Origin of the sequence: Pseudovibrio sp. Ad46 (genome assembly GCF_001623065.1) — a bacterium.
GTDB lineage: Bacteria > Pseudomonadota > Alphaproteobacteria > Rhizobiales > Stappiaceae > Pseudovibrio.
Genome location: NZ_LMCG01000046.1, coordinates 274530 through 292453, shown reverse-complemented (window position 1 = coordinate 292453; position 17924 = coordinate 274530). Strand labels below are relative to the sequence as shown.

General features: G+C 49.9%; 18 protein-coding genes. 8 read left to right on the top strand and 10 right to left on the bottom strand.

Annotated features, from left to right (window positions below):
- The first annotated feature begins 106 nt into the window (after positions 1–106).
- Both PsAD46_RS12485 and PsAD46_RS28135 read left to right on the top strand, forming a co-directional pair.
- A complete protein-coding gene (locus PsAD46_RS12485; RefSeq protein ID WP_063287480.1) occupies positions 107–874 on the top strand; it encodes a hypothetical protein in 768 nt (255 codons plus the stop codon).
- A 487-nt stretch (positions 875–1361) separates the two neighbouring features.
- On the top strand, positions 1362–1673 hold the full coding sequence (locus tag PsAD46_RS28135) for a hypothetical protein (protein WP_193776940.1): 312 nt from the start codon (positions 1362–1364) through the stop codon (positions 1671–1673).
- Positions 1674–2034: 361 nt separating this feature from the next.
- Here the strand turns inward: PsAD46_RS28135 and PsAD46_RS12470 are convergent, their stop codons facing one another.
- The 3 genes from PsAD46_RS12470 to PsAD46_RS12460 are packed head-to-tail and all read right to left on the bottom strand — an operon-like array spanning position 2035 to position 3636.
- Positions 2035–2367: a DUF962 domain-containing protein gene (locus PsAD46_RS12470; protein ID WP_063293560.1), complete on the bottom strand. Its 333-nt coding sequence runs from the start codon at positions 2365–2367 to the stop codon at positions 2035–2037.
- A 4-nt stretch (positions 2368–2371) separates the two neighbouring features.
- The gene (locus PsAD46_RS12465) at positions 2372–3277 is read right to left on the bottom strand and encodes a phytanoyl-CoA dioxygenase family protein (RefSeq protein WP_063307015.1); all 906 of its coding nucleotides are present in this window, start codon (positions 3275–3277) and stop codon (positions 2372–2374) included.
- Complete coding sequence (locus PsAD46_RS12460) at positions 3274–3636, bottom strand: hypothetical protein (protein ID WP_063293562.1); 363 nt, start codon at positions 3634–3636, stop codon at positions 3274–3276. Before PsAD46_RS12460 ends, PsAD46_RS12465 begins: the two co-directional genes overlap by 4 nt.
- Before the next feature lie 168 nt (positions 3637–3804).
- Between PsAD46_RS12460 and PsAD46_RS12455 the strand changes: the two genes are divergently transcribed.
- Positions 3805–4398: a TetR/AcrR family transcriptional regulator gene (locus PsAD46_RS12455; protein ID WP_063307014.1), complete on the top strand. Its 594-nt coding sequence runs from the start codon at positions 3805–3807 to the stop codon at positions 4396–4398.
- Between the two features lie 16 nt (positions 4399–4414).
- Here the strand turns inward: PsAD46_RS12455 and PsAD46_RS12450 are convergent, their stop codons facing one another.
- Positions 4415–6046 (bottom strand): hypothetical protein, encoded by a 1632-nt coding sequence (locus PsAD46_RS12450; protein WP_063307013.1) that lies wholly within the window; start codon positions 6044–6046, stop codon positions 4415–4417.
- A 345-nt stretch (positions 6047–6391) separates the two neighbouring features.
- On the opposite strand from PsAD46_RS12450, the gene PsAD46_RS12445 reads away from it, so the two are divergent.
- A complete protein-coding gene (locus PsAD46_RS12445; RefSeq protein WP_063307012.1) occupies positions 6392–7609 on the top strand; it encodes an MBL fold metallo-hydrolase in 1218 nt (405 codons plus the stop codon).
- A gap of 48 nt (positions 7610–7657) precedes the next feature.
- Here the strand turns inward: PsAD46_RS12445 and PsAD46_RS12440 are convergent, their stop codons facing one another.
- The 6 genes from PsAD46_RS12440 to PsAD46_RS12415 all read right to left on the bottom strand — a co-directional run bounded on the left by PsAD46_RS12440 (position 7658) and on the right by PsAD46_RS12415 (position 14529).
- Positions 7658–8434 (bottom strand): cyclase family protein, encoded by a 777-nt coding sequence (locus PsAD46_RS12440; RefSeq protein WP_244273205.1) that lies wholly within the window; start codon positions 8432–8434, stop codon positions 7658–7660.
- Between the two features lie 377 nt (positions 8435–8811).
- Positions 8812–9549, bottom strand: coding sequence for an ABC transporter permease (locus PsAD46_RS12435; protein WP_063307011.1), 738 nt, complete (start codon positions 9547–9549; stop codon positions 8812–8814).
- On the bottom strand, positions 9536–10480 hold the full coding sequence (locus PsAD46_RS12430) for an ABC transporter ATP-binding protein (protein ID WP_063307010.1): 945 nt from the start codon (positions 10478–10480) through the stop codon (positions 9536–9538). The genes PsAD46_RS12435 and PsAD46_RS12430 overlap by 14 nt, the downstream gene beginning before the upstream one ends.
- Complete coding sequence (locus PsAD46_RS12425) at positions 10477–11646, bottom strand: ABC transporter permease (RefSeq protein WP_063307009.1); 1170 nt, start codon at positions 11644–11646, stop codon at positions 10477–10479. Before PsAD46_RS12425 ends, PsAD46_RS12430 begins: the two co-directional genes overlap by 4 nt.
- An 11-nt stretch (positions 11647–11657) precedes the next feature.
- Complete coding sequence (locus PsAD46_RS12420; RefSeq protein ID WP_063293569.1) at positions 11658–12566, bottom strand: ABC transporter substrate-binding protein; 909 nt, start codon at positions 12564–12566, stop codon at positions 11658–11660.
- A gap of 1165 nt (positions 12567–13731) precedes the next feature.
- Positions 13732–14529, bottom strand: coding sequence for a dimethylarginine dimethylaminohydrolase (locus PsAD46_RS12415; protein ID WP_063307008.1), 798 nt, complete (start codon positions 14527–14529; stop codon positions 13732–13734).
- Between the two features lie 109 nt (positions 14530–14638).
- Here PsAD46_RS12415 and PsAD46_RS12410 point away from each other — a divergent pair, with 109 nt between their 5' ends.
- The 4 genes from PsAD46_RS12410 to PsAD46_RS12395 are packed head-to-tail and all read left to right on the top strand — an operon-like array spanning position 14639 to position 17755.
- Positions 14639–15427, top strand: a complete 789-nt coding sequence (locus PsAD46_RS12410; protein ID WP_063293571.1) for an ATP-binding cassette domain-containing protein — start codon at positions 14639–14641, stop codon at positions 15425–15427.
- 2 nt (positions 15428–15429) lie between these two features.
- Positions 15430–16209 carry a transporter substrate-binding domain-containing protein gene (locus PsAD46_RS12405; RefSeq protein ID WP_193776944.1) on the top strand — a complete coding sequence of 260 codons (780 nt, stop codon included), beginning with the start codon at positions 15430–15432 and terminating at the stop codon, positions 16207–16209.
- A gap of 51 nt (positions 16210–16260) precedes the next feature.
- The gene (locus PsAD46_RS12400) at positions 16261–16989 is read left to right on the top strand and encodes an ABC transporter permease (RefSeq protein ID WP_063289804.1); all 729 of its coding nucleotides are present in this window, start codon (positions 16261–16263) and stop codon (positions 16987–16989) included.
- Entirely contained in the window at positions 16982–17755 is a 774-nt protein-coding gene (locus tag PsAD46_RS12395) for an ABC transporter permease subunit (protein ID WP_063293573.1), read from the top strand. The genes PsAD46_RS12400 and PsAD46_RS12395 overlap by 8 nt, the downstream gene beginning before the upstream one ends.
- Positions 17756–17924 lie beyond the last annotated feature (169 nt).

Genomic DNA, 17924 nt, shown 5'->3' with positions numbered 1-17924 from the left:
CGGGGCCATATTTACTAGTTACGCTTCAGCTGTAATTAAGGGTTCACGTGGATTTAATCAAGCCTGCTGCATAAGGTATGAGTGCGGCAAAAAAAGGAAACGAGACTTGAAACAAGTAAATACAGCGCTCGGAGCCGACAAAGATGTCACTTCTTGTATCACCAGTTGTGGGCGGCTTGATTTGTTATCGCGCACACTGGACAGTTTCATGCCAGCCCATCAAGGGGATTTTGCCAAGTCTATAATTATTGATGATGCAAACACACAGGAAGTCCAAGAGTGGGTGGCTTCCAATTATCCTGAAACGGAAGTTCTACTTAACCAACCTCAACTTGGGCAAATGAAGTCTATTGATAAAATGTATGCCCACGTCAATACACCATTCATATTTCACGGTGAAGACGATTGGTTGTTTGAGAGGGGGAGTACTGTTCAGACTTGTAAGAAAATTATGGATGCAGAGCCAAAAGTCAGCGTTGTTTGTGTTCGCAAACTTAGTGACTTACAGCAACGGTTTCAGGACAACTGCATTAAGAAAGAAATTGACGGCGTACAATACGCTCTCATGCCGACTGATATTCATCCTGAGTGGTTGAGTTTCTCATTTAATCCGGGGCTTGTAAGAAAGAGCTTGTGGGATAAATACGGACCTTATGACCAGTATGGAACGGAAGAGCGCATTTCTATGGTCATGAAGAAAGATGGCTGGATGGTTGCTTTCCTTAATCCTGGTGCATGCCATCATATTGGCGGTGAAGCTCATGTTGATGATCCTTTCCAACCAAAACGCGCGAACACCATTGCCTCACGCTTAAAACGGTCAATTCGCAAACGTTGGTATCGGTTTCTGCGCAAATTTGGGTATGACGTATAAAAAAGCGTTTTAAGAAGTAACAGGTGAAGTTCACGGTTTCTGACTTTCTGGGTCGAGTGACACAACCTGTGCAAATGGCTTCCTCATTTATACTCGCTGCATCAAATCAATCTTCTCTAAGCTTGTTCTCAAAACGTGATTGTATCATGCTTCCTTGCGGATCGCTTCGTTGCCTAAATGGGTGTAAAGTTGATGAGCTCTAGTGTTTTGGGCAATGACTGTGATGAGGGCAGTAGTATAGCCAGCGTTGTGGGTTTTTCTTCGAGGGTCTGGAGCAGCATTGTGGCGGTGCCTTTGCCTTCGAAGGGAGGAGCGATCCAGAAGTCGGTGATACGATTATCGTTGAACTCTCTTGCATAAAAATTTGCAATATTATCACCGAGTTGGACAACCAAGATGTGTTTAATACTGGTATGAACGAAAAACAAAAAGGGGTATTGGCTTCCACGTCCCGTGCTATACGAGTAGGGAGGAGCGGCTTTATACTTTGTCGCCAGGCGTCCAATCCGATTGCAGCCAGCTGATCAACCTCAACGGTTATGGCTCGACGTATGGTGATAGCTATGGAAGGCTTCTGAGTAAGTACCATGGGAACCGTAAAAAGGTTCTGGAACTTGCTTATTTTGCGCGTTCGAAGCTTTGGAAGCCTTTGCAGGCTGGTGGGCTTGGGGCGTTGGGTTGGCTGAGTTCGCTACAGGTCTTTTTTGTGACTGAGGATACGCAGGCAATCGCTTTTCTTTTCTGGGTGTTCGTTGTCGCCGCACTGGTGAAATCTGCTTTGATCAGCGCACAGGCCTGATTGACGCTGTTGTTGATGGCGGTTGCTGTCGGGGTTTGTTTTGAAGACGCGTTGATACCCATTTGCTGGAATGCGCAGGTTTTTAGTTTCTCGCACATATTAGCAATGGCGGAGTTAAGATTGGCGTTCATCCCGGCGGAAGTGAGGCTGGATGAGGCAATGAGAAATAAAACTGCCAGGCTGAGGCTTTTCATGGGACACTCAGATTTGTATTGGTCACATAAGCATTGTGAGTTGCTGCCATGACCAATACAAGCACCAAGATCTGTGGGCTTTACCTTCAGCGTTCGAACATCTTTGCGCTTCTATTGTTCCGAAATTCTGCCCTGCTTGCCCGTCCTTGCAAGTCAGGTCGATCGACTTATTTCAGGATAGAAACCTTACCGCGCAGAATATCGAAGAACATCACAAAGTCACCAAGCAGGCTATACAATGGAAACTTGAACGTGGCTGGCTTGTTCTTTTCAAAGAAAAAATGCCCAATCCACGCAAAGCCGTAGCCAACGACTGGAACTGCGAGCAGTAAAGCCCAAAGACCGAACGTGATGATGTAAGTGAGAAGTGTAAGCACCAGCGCTGTTCCAATAAAATGCAATCGGCGACTGACGACATTCCCATGTTCTGCCAGATAAAATGGATAGAACTCTTTGAAACTGCCAAATTGCTGGTTATGGCTATTATTGGCTTCACTCATTGCATTATCCCCCCTTGATTTGCCGGTAGTACGTTAGCATTACTCCGGCTTGACGCGTGATGAACAGTCTTGCGCGTTCTCCCAATCCTGCCCCTTTTTCCGGAAGAAGCATAGACCTGACCAAATTGCGCATGGCGCGGGCGTGTTCGCGATAGCGCTGTGTTGGGTTCAAGTCCTTCGCGCGCTTCTCCATGCTGATGCTCGTATGGTTTTGCCCGCGCACCAGGAGCGCGGATTGGTTATCAGCACTCACATTGCTCTTTGCAGCCACATACCGGGTTGCAAAGCCAATGCGGCGATCATTGGTGGTGTTTGCATCAGACCCATGCACCAGTTTGAAATGATGTAGCGACATTTCACCGGGCTTCAGTTCCATATAGATCTGGTTTTCCGGTTCCAGCTCTTCCTCCGGGATTTCCTGTCCGCGGGTGAGGAGGTTGTCTTTAGCGTAGGTGTTGACTTGCGTGCGGATGGTTTTGTGACTACCCGGCTCCACCTTCATCACGCCTGATTGGGCGGTGGCCGGACTTAATGCGACCCATGCGGTGACCACATCATCAGCATCCACCCCCCAGTAAGCAGCGTCCTGATGCATGGAAACGTAGGATTTGCTGCCTGCTTCTTTGGTGAACAGGTTGGTCATCAGACATAGGATATCCGGGCCGATCAGTTGCTCGACTGCATCAAGAATAACGGGATGATGGACGAGTTCATCTGCCCAGTCATACAGAAGGTACGACTTGTTGCACTGTGCTTTGTCCATGGGATGTCCCTGAAGCTTCTCAATAGCCTCAAGTTCTGCGCGCATACGGATGGCATCGTCTTTTTCGAGCACTTTGATTGGACACAGGAAGCCATCCTTCTGGTAGGTTCCTGTATCTATTGAGTTGGCGGTATCTATCAGTGTCATGCTGAAACCATCCTTGAAATGAGCGTTGCGAAGGTTGCAACGAGACCGATTGAGACTGCGCCAAGTAAAATTGAAAGAGCAGGTATGCGTTCGCGTGTTCCCGTTTGTGGGTCGAGCCGTGTAAACAGCATTGCGTAAAGATTGCCAGACATGAATGCCCAGGCACAAAGCATAAGAGCGACACCCACTGCGCTTTCAAAAATCAAAGCAGAAAAGATAAGTAAGCTGCATGCAAGATAGTCATCGATAGATAACGGCCAATATTTATCGGTTCTTATCAAAATGAGTGTTTCGCCGACACTGAGTATAACGGCGAGAACCACTGCATAAATTGGCAGATAAGTTTGAAACTCCCCCAAAGTTCTCCCTCCTGAATATATGGAAACAGCGTTACCGAGTCTTGTTGATGTGTCAAGTTAATTGATCTTGATCAAATCTGGAGTGTTTTTCGGTACATGTTCAAACAAGGCGGCTAGGAGACACTAAAAAAACGGATACAATGGTGGAAATTGGGGGAGCCAATCGGAATGACCGTGGATGTAGACCGCAGAACAATAAAGCCGGAAGCACTTGAAACACTTCGCAGAACCATTCTGGAGATCTTCTCCTCCGGGATGTATCAGGATGTGGGGATACGGCAGATCTGCCAGGAGGCGCGGGTGAGTCCGCAAACAGTCTACAAGTACTTTGGCAATAAAGAAGAGATGCTCTACGCCTGCATCAAAGGGGATCTTGAAAACCTCTATGCAGAAGCGATGCAAGCAGCGCGTGCTGCTGATAACACGGTCGATAAATGCCTCGTTTTCCTGGATATCTGGTGCGAGTTTTATTTCGCAAATCCAAGCATAGCGCGCATTGTATTTCTGAACATCCCGCAAGCTTATTGGTTAGGGCAAACCCAGTTCACGCACGTCGCATTGCATGATGAAACCACCCGTACAATAGCACATGGCCAGAGCGAAGGTTTAGTCTGGGATGAGGCATCTGCCGAATTGTTGGGGCAGGTGATTATGGGTATGGCGCATAGGCTGCTGACCCGCTGGCTGATGACAGAAAATGCGGACAGCGCGGAAACGAAACACGCGCTGGCGAAGAGCATCAGAAAGCTGTTGCAGCCTTAAAATGCGGAGCAGGGGGCTAGTCCAGTTCAATATCTGAAGCATGGGCAATCAGCCGTTTAAGGCTGTGCATGCCTTCATCGACTGATTTTTGAGCCTGAATCGCTTTGCCGTTTTCAATATGGTTTGCTGCGCTGTCGAAGTGGCTTTTCACGTTCTCCGCTTCTTTTTCATAGGCGTCAAAGCTTTGTTTGGCGTCTTCGTCTGACTGGCTTATGAGCTTAAGGTCTTTGTGGCGATCAAGCCAGGATTTGGCATCGCCTTGCAGCTGAACAAGTTGTCTTTCAACCCACTCAACCTGTTCTTTTGCCTTATGGGTCAGGCTGTAAAGCTGGAAGCGGATTTTCCGGAGTGGCAGAACTTTTTCTTCGGCATCTTCAACCTTGCCAGAAATCAGATCTGATTGGGCTGAAGTAAGCAATGTCTTCAGTGATTTGCATTCGGCTTCATACTGGTGAGCATTCGGCAAGCTGGCTTTGATAAAGGGAAGCCGTTCATAGGCTTGTTCCAATGCACGGCGCAGGTTTTGTATCTTTTTGTGCGTTGGGATTGGTTTGCCTTTTTCGATGGGCTCATCTGTTTGGTCATCTGCCGCAGTCGCATTGCTAAACCATAGCTGTTGCATCTGAAACAGGGCGCTTTCGTTGTCGTGCAAAATGGCTGTCGCACCCTGATAATCACCACGGCCTAAAGCCTGCTGTCCTTTTGGCGTCGCAGCAGCGACCTTCTCAAAAGAAGCTGTAAACTGTGTAAGCACATCGGGAGTGTGTTCCAGTTCTGATGAGCGTTTGTTTAAGGCGGTGGCATCGGCAAGGGTTTTGTCCAACCGCTGTTGTGCATCCTCCCGGTTCTTATCAATCTGCTCCTTGGCGTCATCATAGGCTTTGACGAAGGCTTCCTTCTTGCCTGTAATCTTACCCAACATGAATTTCAGGCCCGGATAGCTATGATCGGAAATCGCCTTTTGCATGCGCAGGAGTGGCAGATTTGCGATGCGGTGAGCCTTGTCGAAGTCAGCCGTATCAACGCCCCATTGCGTTAGCTCATCGCGGTACTTGTAAGTGTCTTCAACGGTGTTTTGGTAGGCCTCAACAGCAGGCATCTCCTTGGCAATCATCGCATCCGCGTGTTTGCATCCCTGCTGCAGAACCTTCTTTCCTTCACCGATATGATACTGAACTTTATCCAGCAATGTTTTGAGTAGGCTGATGGTTCCGGCATCTGGGCGCTGCTGGCCGGAAAAGTTCTTATTGAACTGCTTGAAAGTGTTGCTGATCTTCTCAACTTGCACCTTGAAGGCTTCAATATGCTCTTTTGTCACGAGCTGTTTACGAGCCTGCGCATCCAACTTCTGGGCGTTCGTGGCCAGTGTTTGATACCTGTTGGAGAGCTGAGTGATCTCGGCCTTTAACTGTTCTGCCGCTTGCGCTGCCTGCTGCTGATGTGCAGCCGGGCTGTCTTTGGAAACCAGCACGCGCGATCGCCGGGCTGCTGGCCGTCCTGGATTCACTTCATTGGGACGATTGCTGTGTTCGGTAGTATCCGACTGCATCTCGTCCAGTTGCACCTCATCCACATTCTTTAAATTCAAGTGCTTAAGGACCTTCTCAGTCCATTTTTCCTGCTCGGGGGTGAGGTCTGACTTCGGCATCGAGATGCTCCAATCGAATGCACATATTTTTGGTTCTTGCTTACCTATAAGACCAAAATACTGAGCAATCTTAAGGGAGATGACCTGAAATGCGTCGTTGAGTTAATCGAAGATTGAAAGAGGCAAAATATTTTATAGCAATTTGCAGGGAAGAGAGGTGAGGGGCGCGCTGAGCTTCGGAGTGCCTGAAAATGTGATGGTCGTCACAGAACTGTGGCTCGCGCACATAATTTACAGCTTGCGTCTGGTATGTACACTCACTGGTTCCTAGTTTAAGCAGCGAGAAATGGGCAAGGCGAGCAGGCTAGGTTCTTCAAACTCGCAACTAAGAGATTGCAAAAAAGAATGATTAAGAAGATCGCGGGTGGCGTGCTGGGTGTTGTGGTGATCGGAGTTGGTGCGATTTACGCCAGCGCCTATACGAACATGGGGCAAAAGCCAAATGATGAGCACAAAGCGCAACTGACGCAATCCAACCAATGGGGCGAGGATAGTTTTGTAAACGAGCTGCCGATGGTGCGCGGCCCGCTAAGTGAGATTTTCCGTCAGTTTGTTCTGGAGCCGACCGACCACAACAGGCCGCAGCAAGACATTCCTGTCGAGACGATTGGTGACCGCCTCAACAAACTACCGGAATCTGGAGCTCGCGTCACATGGTTCGGACATTCCACGCTTTTGGTTGAGATGGATGAAACGCGCATCCTGATTGATCCGGTCTGGAGTAAACGCGCTTCGCCTTTGCCATGGGCAGGCGTTGAGCGCTTCTATGATCCCGTAATTGCATTGGAAGAACTCCCTGAGCTTGATGCCGTTGTGATCTCTCATGACCATTATGACCACCTGGATATGGAAACGGTTCAACGACTGGCTCAACAGCAGGTTCAATGGATCGTTCCACTCGGAATTGGGTCTCATCTGGAATATTGGGGTGTTTCCAAGTCCAGCATTACTGAACTCGATTGGTGGCAATCAACGCAAGTTGAGGAAACGACGGTTACGGCCACCCCATCACGGCATAGGTCAGGCCGCTCCGTCACCTTTAGTGATGTGAATGCAACTCTTTGGGCTGGTTGGGCCTTTAACGGCCCAGAGCATTCAGTATACTACTCCGGTGACACTGGAATGCATGATCGTTTTGAGGAGATTGGCGACCGCCTTGGTCCGTTTGATCTGACAGTGATTGAAACGGGGGCTTACAATCCGCTTTGGAAAGACACTCATCTGGGACCAGAGCAGGCCGTTTTGGTGCACAAACTGGTGAAGGGCAAAACAATGCTTCCGGTCCATTGGGGTCTGTTTGATCTATCCTCTCACAACTGGACCGAGCCTGTGGAACGCGTCAAGGTTGCTGCAGAAAAGTACGGCGTCGATGTCGCCATACCGCTGCCGGGTGGTTCTGTTGAACCGGGACAGGTTATCTCTACAAAAGCCTGGTGGCCCAAAGTGCCTTGGAAAAACGCCGAGGAACGCCCGATCTGGGCAACGCAGGTGGAAGATGCGGTAAAGCGCGCGAAGGAGATGAAGGGTAATCCCCCTCATGGCGTTGCAACACCTTCCAGCTAACGAGTGGACGACAGGGAAAGCCGTTGAACTCAGCTCTCCTTCCCATCTTTAATAAACTGCAAGGACACGCCCTGGTCCCCCGGTCCCGCCTTTGAACTTTGGGGCTCCTGCGATGATTGTTGCCCCTGCCAATGGCACCTGATCCAGATTGGTCAGGTTCTCGATGCCATAGCGCCCAGACCCCAGCCACAGATAGTGCACGGGAAAGTCTTTTGTTGGCCCGTAATCGATGGAGAGCGTGTCCACACCAAGTCCGTAAACACTGCGCTCGTTGATTAAGAACTTCGCCGTATCCTCATGGAAACCGGGGAAGTGGAGAACGCCCTTGCTGTCTTCCCCGCGGTATTTATCGGTGCCCACATATTGCGGCCAGCCAGAAAGCATCGCGATGCAGGCTCTGTCCGGAATACGCCCATGCTGGTGTTCGTACTTCAGAATATCTTCTGGCATGACACGGTAATCGAGATTATCCGCCGCTTGATCACGCACATCAATCACAGCTAATGGACAGACGAACTTCTCGACTGGAATTTCATCAATTGACTGCCCGTCTTTGCTGAAATGGATCGGTGCATCGAAATGAGTTCCCACATGTTCGTGATAGTGGAGAGTCTTCAGGTTCAACCCATCCTTGGCAAAGGTATATTCGTAGCTCTCTTCAAATGCAGGACCACCCTCAAACGTCGGGAAATCCGGTGTCAGTGTCTGGGTGAGGTCAATCACGTTTGAAAACGAAACAGTCTCCGGTAGAACATTTGCCGTCGCCGCCAAAGCAGATGCACTCAGCACAGCACCACCCGCAACCGAGGCAACTGCCCCACACATAAACCCTCTCCGGGACAACCGCTCCCTCACCATCCGCACAACACACGCATCACACATATCCGTTCCTCTGTGGTTCAACTCTAAAGCGTATGTGAGAAGGGTTAAGGAGAGCAATACGCTAGGGGATGTACCCGGAAGGACGTGGAGCGAAAGGGCCAAATGTTGCTGTTCATTAGTTTATGAATGAAGAAAGTGAAACTTGCAGAAACCGCAAATTCTATGGCGAAAAAATGGTGTGAAATGTAACAATAAGAGTAGCTGGTGCTGATGAAGGAAGTTGAGTTACGTGGAGAGCAGCAAGTGCAATCCGTTGCTATCATTGAACAAAGTGCAAGATTTCTGAACCGAGTTATGGAAGGTTTGACTTACATTTTTACTCAGGCCACACCAAGACGTTTTCGGATTCTGGCTTCGAGTTGGGTCAGGGCGTCGTAGATCAGGACGGCGAACAGGCCGACTATGAGGCCGCCTTGTAAGACGTAGGAGGTGTTGTTGGTCAGCAGGCCTGCGATGATGACTTCGCCAAGCGTGTGGGCGGCGACGGTGGAGCCGATTGTTGCTGTGCCGATGGCAATGACGACAGAGAGCCGAACACCTGTCAAGATCAAAGGAAGCGCCAGTGGAAGCTCGACTTGAAGCAAACGTTGCCGGCGGCTGAGCCCTATTCCCCGGGCTGCTTCCATGGTTGCCGGTGGCAAGGTTGAAAGACCGGTCATCGTGTTTTCGAAGATTGGCAAGATGCCGTACAAAAACAGCGCAACAAGCGTTGGTCCGGCTCCAAAACCCAGCATCGGAACTGCCAAAGCCAGAACGGCCACAGGTGGAAACGTCTGTCCCATATTCGCAATGGTGCGAGACAGCGGCAAAAATGCCTTCCCTTGTGGGCGAGTGACGAGGATCGCCAGTAACACCGCAACAACGATTGCGGCGACTGAGGCTAAGGCAACGATACCCAGATGGCTCAGAGAAAGCGACAACAACGAGGTACGATCGTAGATCACGGCGGCACCGGGCGGTGTGAAGGGCGCAAATAGGGGTGCAAACCACTCAGGCCGAAGGACAAGAGCGAGCAGCAGCGAAACAACGATAACCCTCAGGAAATTAGCCCGGCTCATGTGTCCCCTCGGCTCTGGAGCGGATCGCTTCCAGTGTTACACGGCCAATAGGGTTACCGTCGCGTTCTACAGGCACAGCATTTCGCCCGCTCCAAAGGCAAACAGAAAGAGCCTCTCGCAGGCTGGCTTCCTCGTCGATTGACTCCCCTTCTGCAGCTCCCTCTTCAAGTATCTGGGAGACGGAAAGCAGCGATAACAGGCGAAGCGGCCGATCGACACCGCCAACCATTTCTGCAACAAACTCTGTGGCAGGGTTGGTGATGATCTCTGCTGGCGTGCCGTGCTGAACCAACTGTCCCTGATCCATCACCGCTACTTGATCACCAAGCTGTATGGCTTCCTCCATATCATGCGTGACGAGAAGAATTGTGGAGCCGAGTGTTCGTTGAATCCGGTGCAAGTCTGTCTGCGCGCGCGTTCGAATGATGGGGTCCAGTGCCCCGAAGGGCTCATCCATGAGCAACAGGTCGGGCCGTGATGCCAAAGCTCGTGCCACGCCTACCCGTTGTTGCTGACCGCCTGAGAGCTCAGCAGGATAGCGATCGCGAAACTCATCTGGCGGCATGGAGAATAAGTCCAACAGCTCATTCACGCGCGTATGGATCTTGTCCTTGTCCCAACCGAGTAGCCGCGGCACAGCGCCGATGTTTCTGGCAACTGTGTGATGCGGGAAAAGGCCATGGCCCTGAATTGCATATCCAATGCGGCGGCGCAGGGCGTTCTTCGGCAATCCTGCAGTTGGTTCACCATTGATCCGAACTTGACCAGACGTGGGCTCGACAAGCCGGTTGACCATACGCAGTAATGTACTTTTTCCAGAGCCGGATGTGCCGACAATTGCGGTGATTGTTGCGCTCTCAATCGTCATAGATACGGACTCGACAGCAGGCCGCCCGTCGTAAACCTTGGTTATGTTGTCGATCTCAATCATCCGTGCCTCGTCTGATTGGGGCGGGCCAGTTCGACCAGAATATCCATTGCAATTGCCGAGATAAGAGCAAGAATGACTGTTGGCAGGGCTCCAAGCAGGATCAAATCTGTTGCAGTCTGATTGAGCCCCTGAAAGACAAAGGTTCCAAAACCACCACCGCCAATCAATCCGGCGATTACCGCAAGGCCAATATTCTGCACCAGAACAATCCGCAGCCCAGCCAGCATAACCGGAAGCCCCAGTGGCAATTGAATCTGTATGAGGCGTTGATGGCGGGTCATTCCCATACCGCGTGCTGCATCCAGTGTCACGATTGGAGTGGCTTCCAGACCGGCCACAGTGTTTGCCACCACCGGCAACAGGGAATAGATAACCAGTGCCAGAAATGCGGGCAAAAAGCCGATACCGACGACGCCCAGTTCCTTGGCACCGGGGATAGTGCTGCTGACCCAGGCAAGAAGTGGGATCATGATGCCGAACATGGCAAGTGAGGGGATTGTTTGCAGAAAGCTGAGCACAGGCAGGACAGCGCTACGCAACCCTTCGTTCCGGTGGCAATACACGCCAAGAGGGAAACCTATAGCTGCGGCCACAACAAGCGAGCCAAAAGCAAGGCCGAGGTGCCGCCACGCTGCGTTGAAGAAGGCATCCTGTCTGCTGGCGTATTCTCTGAAGATTGACAGATCGGTCAAGGCTCCTGACCACAAGACCAACGCCGACACCACAATCGCTAGTACCAACAAGGCGCCGCGCATTTTGGGGCCAGGAGAAAGAGAGGACAGAGCATCCGCCGCCAGCAGTAACAGGATTGCGAGCAAACACCAGAAACCACTGCCCAGGGATACTCTGGCATAAGTTCCAGCTCCTTCAAGAAGTGAGGTGCTGCCTTCCATCAGCAGCCAAATCAACGCTGCTATTCCAATCATTGCACCCGTCAAACGCAAAACTTGCCAAGCCGCTGGCAAACCAAGGACAAGTCCAGCCAGCAAGCCAGCAAAGCCGGGAATGACGGCTTCTGGTCCGGCCACGTCCCACACAGGGATACCCTCACCCGCGACAATACGATTGGCGGCAAGCGTCATAAAAGGGGCGTATAAGGCAACCAGACCCAGGCTTACAAACAAAAGACCGGGTCCGGAGACGACTGATTTAATCCTGCCAGGCATAACGCGCGCAGTTAGTCCAAAACACCGATCTTGGTCAGATAGTCTTTTGCAACCGCAGCTGCTGGTTCGCCGCCAACCTGAATGCGACCGTTGAGCTCCTGTAGTGTCGCCAAATCCAGACCTGCAAAGATCGGGTTCAAGACTGATGCAACTTCTGGATACTGTTTTAACACAGCAGCTCGGATAACCGGAGCTGGCTCGTAGACTGGCTGTACGCCCTTATCATCCGTCATAACAACAAGGCCTGTTGCAGCTACTCCGCCATCTGTGCCGTATGCCATAGCTGCGTTGACGCCAGATGTGCCACGAGCTGCGGCCTGAATTGTCGCGGCTGTGTCTCCGCCAGAAAGCACGACGGTCTGATCTGGAGACAGCTTAAAGCCATAGGTTTCCTGCATTGCAGGAAGAACGGCGGGAGAAGAAACAAACTCCGTAGAGGCCGCCAGCTTGACATCGCCTCCGTTTGCAACCCAGGCGCCGAAGTCAGACATAGTGGCAAGTTTGTTCTGGGAGGCCAATGCGCCTGTTACAGCGATGGCCCAGGTGTTGTTGGCTGGCGCAGGCTGAAGCCATACCAGCCCGTTCTTCTCACCATCCAGCTCAGCTGCGCGGGCGTATCCGGCTTTGGCGTCTTTCCAGACTTCGCTGTCCGCCTCATTGTGGAAGTAGGCTGCATTTCCCGTATATTCAGGATAGATGTCGATTTGCTCTGCAAGCTGTGCTTCGCGAACCACCTGAGTGCCGCCAAGCTGCAGACGGCGTTCTACTGGCAAACCAGCATCTTCCAACGCAAGTGCAATAACGTTTCCGAGGAGACCACCTTCAGTATCAATTTTGGAAGAAACAACAATTTCAGCATGAGCTGCAACTGTTAAGGCTCCGGTCATGCCGATCGCAGCAAGAATTCGATTAAATGTCATGCGAAGTATGCTCCTCAAAGCTCTCTATTTTTCAGCACTGCATTGTGAAATTTCTATTATGGGAAGAATGTGGCATCCCTAAAAGGGCTATTGTCCTAAACTTGGGCGTTTAGCACGGAATCGATTTCGCCAAATCTGTCGAATATCATCTGAGATTTTCCCTCACTCGACTTCCCCTTCAGCCTCGAACACTCTTGTAAAAACCATAAGTAATCCAGAGTTGTACCAAAGGCACCGCTCATATAGGTCGCCGCCTGTTTCTTCGCAACCCGCCTCTGGTCTCCAAACGGAACTTTATCCAGCGTTCATTCCGTCCCCTAATTCCCAAGAATATGCTCAGAGAAGTTCTGGCTGCAAGGTTTTGTTGAAATACGGTGTCTCGAGACGATGTGGGATTGGCATATGCTTCAAAAAGAAAGTTAATGTCCTAGCAAAAGATAATTTGATTGAATAAAAGCCCGCGACTAAGTCTTTTTGATGAGTATTGATAAAATTAATAATAAGTTTAGTTGTTTGAGTGTAAGTGTTTTATGTTATATATATCGTGTGAAGTTAGTGTGTTTATAGTCATAAATTTTAAATTTGCATTTAGTGTAGCGTTGTTGGGTGGAGAGTTACTTAACTGTGAGCTAAGATATGCTTTTGGATGTTTGTGTTAACGAGAGTGAGGCCAGAGATTCACGATTGGATCAACGTTTGAACGCCATTATGGTGTTCTCAACTCGTTACATAACAGGAAAAGCATCAGTGAGTTCGTGTTTGCATGTTCATGAGTTAATTGCAGCGATATTAGACAATACTAAGTTGTACGCTCAGTATTGTCCATATGCACGCAAGCTAAACTAGGTGTTGTAAGGTCTACGAAAGCGAAAACCTTACTTGCTAGTGGCTGAGAGATTGCGCCACGACAGGAAGTCCAATTGAGGTTATTTTCTAATGGTATGCCAATGCAACGACATTCAGTTCTTAGAGCGAGTCGAGTGCAGCTTGCGTGATTGAGAGCAACAACTCAAACCATTTATCCAAATGCGGTCACTTCTGCTTCCTGGGCTTGAGACCAATCCATTTTTTGTGTGACCCTAGTCAGTATGTGCTGACAGAAGCAAAAGTTGCGTCATTTTCTGCGCCATTCCCTAAATGACGCAGAGAATGAAATTACTGTATTTTACATCATTGGTGGTGAGAAACGTAGTGATAGGCATGACATGCCGCCGTCTAGTTTTGCTGCTTCGGAGTTGCCAATCTTGCGGATGTTGTAGCCTTCTTTTACCAGAAGTTCTTCGGTTTTCGGGAAGCCATCCGGCATCAGCACAAGATCGTTAAATCTGATGGAGTTAGCGCAGGCTTCTTCACCTTCTGCGGTGTGCAGGACACGATAACCTTCAAAACAACCAGATGCATCCAAACGCTTCGTGGAAAGGATGGTTTCTTCATCAAGTAAGGAACAATCGGTTTTGAAGTGGAGAACACCATCTGGAGTTTGTAACTCACGAACCTTGTAGTTCCACGGGGCAACCATTTTGCGCAGTTCTTCGATCCCTGCCGTGTCGGTTCGTGCAGATGTGCCGATGAGAATTTCACGTTCGGTAGTGAGGATGTCCCCGCCATCGATAAACCCTTCGCCTTGAATAGTGAGCACTGTATCATACAGTTTTTCAAGGCTTGGGATCATAGCTGCAGCTTCTCCTAGACGGCTTGAAGCACCGGGGCGCATTGCGATAGCAACCTCTGGCAGGCAAAGCGCAGCATCTTCAACGAAGACAGAATCAGGAAATTCTTCCATTGCATCAAGCGTGATGATTGTCGCTCCGGTGGTTTTTAATGCGGCCACATAATCATCGTGATGCTTGAGGAAAACTTCGTGATCGGGTGCGCCAACATCCACCGCACGAAGGCCCCGTGTGATGGACTGACCCGGTGTGCGAGTGATCGCGTGGGTGAATGTATAAGAACGCTTAGTCAAGATTTTCTCCCTGTTTTGCGCCAATTTTAGACTGAATCAATATTAGTATTGACACCTAGTTTATGCGGATGCATAAATTTATTCAATCGTATAAATTGGGAGAGGCGCATTGCCGGGCCGCGATAAACAACCATCACCAGTCATTGAATTGAATGATCTGCATAAATCCTTTGGGCAGCTCGAAGTCCTGCGGGGAATTGATCTCATCGCCCGGCCAGGTGAAGTGATTTCGCTGATTGGGGGGAGTGGCTCAGGTAAATCGACTACTCTTCGTTGCCTCAACCTGCTTGAGACACCAAGCAGTGCTGGTTTACTCAAGTTGCTTGGCGAAGAAGTCCACTTAAAATTTGACAAGCAAGGAAACCCAGAAGTTTCCGATAGACGCCAGCTGCGCCGGTTACGCAGTCGCTTAGGGATGGTGTTTCAGAGCTTTAATCTGTGGCCGCATATGACACTTGAGCAAAATGTAATGGAAGCTCAGGTGCAGGTGCTGGGACGGCCCAAAAATGAAGCACGCGAAATTGCACATCACTTACTTGAGCGTGTTGGCCTCACTGAACGCCGTGAGATGTATCCCGCGTATCTGTCAGGTGGCCAGCAACAACGCGGCGCTATTGCACGTGCGTTGGCCGTCGATCCGGAGGTCATGCTCTTTGATGAACCAACATCCGCCCTTGATCCTGAGCTGGTGGGTGAAGTTTTGACTGTAATGCAAGGCCTCGCTGAGGAAGGCCGAACCATGATCATCGTCACGCACGAAATGAAGTTTGCTGCAGAAGTTGCCGATAAAGTGATTTTCCTCAATCAGGGGCAAATTGAAGAACAGGGAACACCTGAAGAGATCTTTCAGGCCCCAAAGTCCGAGCGTTTAAAGCAGTTTATTCAATCTATCAATTAATACTGGGAGGAAAAATGAAGATCAAATCTACTCTATTCGCGCTTGCTGTTGCTGGGTATGCAACAGCGGCAGCTGCAGAGCCTGTTCGCGTTGGCATCGCAACAGAGGCTTACCCGCCATTCTCCACGCCGGATGCAACCGGGAACTACACCGGTTGGGAGATTGATATCATCAATGCAGTTTGTGAAGAGGCCAAACTGGATTGTAAAATCGTTGCATCCGCGTGGGATAGTATCATTCCATCTTTAACTGCTGAATCTATTGATATTATTGGCGCATCTTTGAGCATCAATGAAGAACGCCTTAAGGTCATTGATTTCTCCAATAAGTATTATCAGACCGGCGCATCTATCGCGATTGGTAAAGGCAGTGGTGTTACCCCAACTCCTGAGGGGGTTTCAGGCAAAATCATCGGTGTACAGTCTGGGTCTATCCACCAAGCATACGCTTTAAAACATTTCCCAGATGCCAAGATCCGTGAATATCAAACTCAAGACGAAGCTAATCAAGACCTTTTTGCAGGTCGGATTGATGGCACCTTGGCCGATGTTTTAGTTCTCGACGAATTCCTGAAATCTTCTGAAGGTGAGATCTGCTGTAACGACGCTGGCTTGGTTGCAGCAGACGTTTCCATTCATGGCCAGGGAGTTGGTTTTGGTCTTCGCAAAGGCAATGACGAGCTGAGATCGCAGCTCAATGATGCCATTGATGCAATCCGCGCAAATGGCACCTACGATAAAATCACTGCCAACTACTTCAACTTCAATATCTTCGGCGAATAAGTATCGGATTGCCAGTAGAGGGGCCTCCCTCTGCTGGCTTGGGAGAACTGTATGGCAACTAACTATCGGGAAATGAGTGCTGCCGAACTGCTCTCTTTGGAACCTCCGGGTTGGGGGGGAGCTTTGTTGGATGGACTCGTCGTATCTTTGCAAGTTGCCTTGCTTGGGTATGCGATTGGTATCGTGATCGGTCTTGGGGGTGCAACACTGAAGCGGTCCGGTGGTCCAGTCGCTCGGGATCTCATGTCGGTTTACACTACCTTTGTTCGTGCCATCCCTGAGCTGGTCTTAATCTTGTTGGCCTACTTCGCACTACCTGAGTTGCTCAACAATGTGCTCTCAGTCGCTGGGTTTGGCAGGATCGAAATCAACGGTTTTGCTGCAGGTGTGCTTGTTATAGGGTTTGTTCAAGGCGCTTATGCAACCGAGGTTTTTCGTGGTGCCATAGCCTCTGTACCGGTTGGGCACATCGAAGCTGCGCACAGCTTTGGTATGCATCCGCTACGCATATTCCACCGAATTACAATTCCTGAAATGCTCCCTGCTGCTATTCCGGGCCTCTCAAATTTATGGCTGATCGCAACCAAAGATACTGCATTGCTAGCGGTTGTTGGTTTTACAGAATTGACCTTGGCAGCGCGTCAGGCATCCGGTGCAACAAAGCATTACTTCCTGTTCCTGCTCGCTGCTGGAGGGTTGTACCTGATGGTGACATTGGTCTCCACACAGCTTTTTAAATGGTTGGAAAATCGAGTGAGCCGGGGAACGCGTTATGCCTGAGCAAACTCTTATGAAGCCCCATCGCTTGATTATGGTTCTCCTCGCTGCAGTGCTTGTGTTGACCTTCGCATTTATGATGGATTGGGCTTGGCTGCCTAAATACAGTTCTGAGATTCTAGATGCACTTTGGATCACCATTGCGTTGCTGGTGAGCTCGATCTTTGCTGGCTTTTTGCTTGCTGTGCCGATTGGGCTTGTGCAAGTCACTGGACCTCGCCCGCTGGCTTGGCTCGCGATGAGCTTTTGCACGCTGATCCGCGGAACGCCAATCTTGTTGCAGATGTGGGTTCTCTATTACGGTCTGGGATCTTTATTCCCCTACTTGCCCGGATTACGACAAAGCTGGCTTTGGCCTTACTTGATTGAGGCGTGGCCTTATGCGTTTGTCGCTCTTACATTGTCGTTTGCAGGCTACGAAGGTGAAGTAATGCGAGGTGCTTTTAAGGGCGTTCCTCGCGGAGAGCTAGAAGCAGCGCATGCCATCGGAATGCATCCGTTTACAATTCTACGTCGCATCTGGTTGCCAAGGGCAGTTCAACGTGTACTACCAACCTTGGGTGGGGAACTTATCTTGCAACTCAAAGCGACGCCGTTGGTTGCAACCATTGCTGTTGTTGACGTTTATGCGATCTTTGGGCGTATTCGCCAAGAGACGTTCATCATCTATGAACCGCTGCTGATGCTCGCGCTGATCTACCTCATACTTGCCGGCGGTATTGCATTCGCATTCCGGCTTCTAGAAAACAAGCTTCCTGCAAGAGGGTGATAATGGAAAATGTGCTCAAACATGGATGACCACAACTAAATTCACCAAAGAAAAGTTGAAATCTAAGGATTTGGTGCCACGCCTCTTTACTAGGATAAGTTGAAAACAAGAGATCATTTTGATATCTTTGAACTTATTGCGGTTTCATATGAGCCAAGTTTTCATCAAG

Coding starts and splice junctions, on each gene's coding strand:
- PsAD46_RS12470 (WP_063293560.1), bottom strand. CDS start 2,367: ATGAGTGAAGCCAATAATAGCCATAACCAGCAATTTGGCAGTTTCAAA.
- PsAD46_RS12465 (WP_063307015.1), bottom strand. CDS start 3,277: ATGACACTGATAGATACCGCCAACTCAATAGATACAGGAACCTACCAG.
- PsAD46_RS12455 (WP_063307014.1), top strand. CDS start 3,805: ATGACCGTGGATGTAGACCGCAGAACAATAAAGCCGGAAGCACTTGAA.
- PsAD46_RS12450 (WP_063307013.1), bottom strand. CDS start 6,046: ATGCCGAAGTCAGACCTCACCCCCGAGCAGGAAAAATGGACTGAGAAG.
- PsAD46_RS12445 (WP_063307012.1), top strand. CDS start 6,392: ATGATTAAGAAGATCGCGGGTGGCGTGCTGGGTGTTGTGGTGATCGGA.
- PsAD46_RS12440 (WP_244273205.1), bottom strand. CDS start 8,434: ATGTGTGGGGCAGTTGCCTCGGTTGCGGGTGGTGCTGTGCTGAGTGCA.
- PsAD46_RS12435 (WP_063307011.1), bottom strand. CDS start 9,549: ATGAGCCGGGCTAATTTCCTGAGGGTTATCGTTGTTTCGCTGCTGCTC.
- PsAD46_RS12430 (WP_063307010.1), bottom strand. CDS start 10,480: ATGATTGAGATCGACAACATAACCAAGGTTTACGACGGGCGGCCTGCT.
- PsAD46_RS12425 (WP_063307009.1), bottom strand. CDS start 11,646: ATGCCTGGCAGGATTAAATCAGTCGTCTCCGGACCCGGTCTTTTGTTT.
- PsAD46_RS12420 (WP_063293569.1), bottom strand. CDS start 12,566: ATGACATTTAATCGAATTCTTGCTGCGATCGGCATGACCGGAGCCTTA.
- PsAD46_RS12400 (WP_063289804.1), top strand. CDS start 16,261: ATGGCAACTAACTATCGGGAAATGAGTGCTGCCGAACTGCTCTCTTTG.
- PsAD46_RS12395 (WP_063293573.1), top strand. CDS start 16,982: ATGCCTGAGCAAACTCTTATGAAGCCCCATCGCTTGATTATGGTTCTC.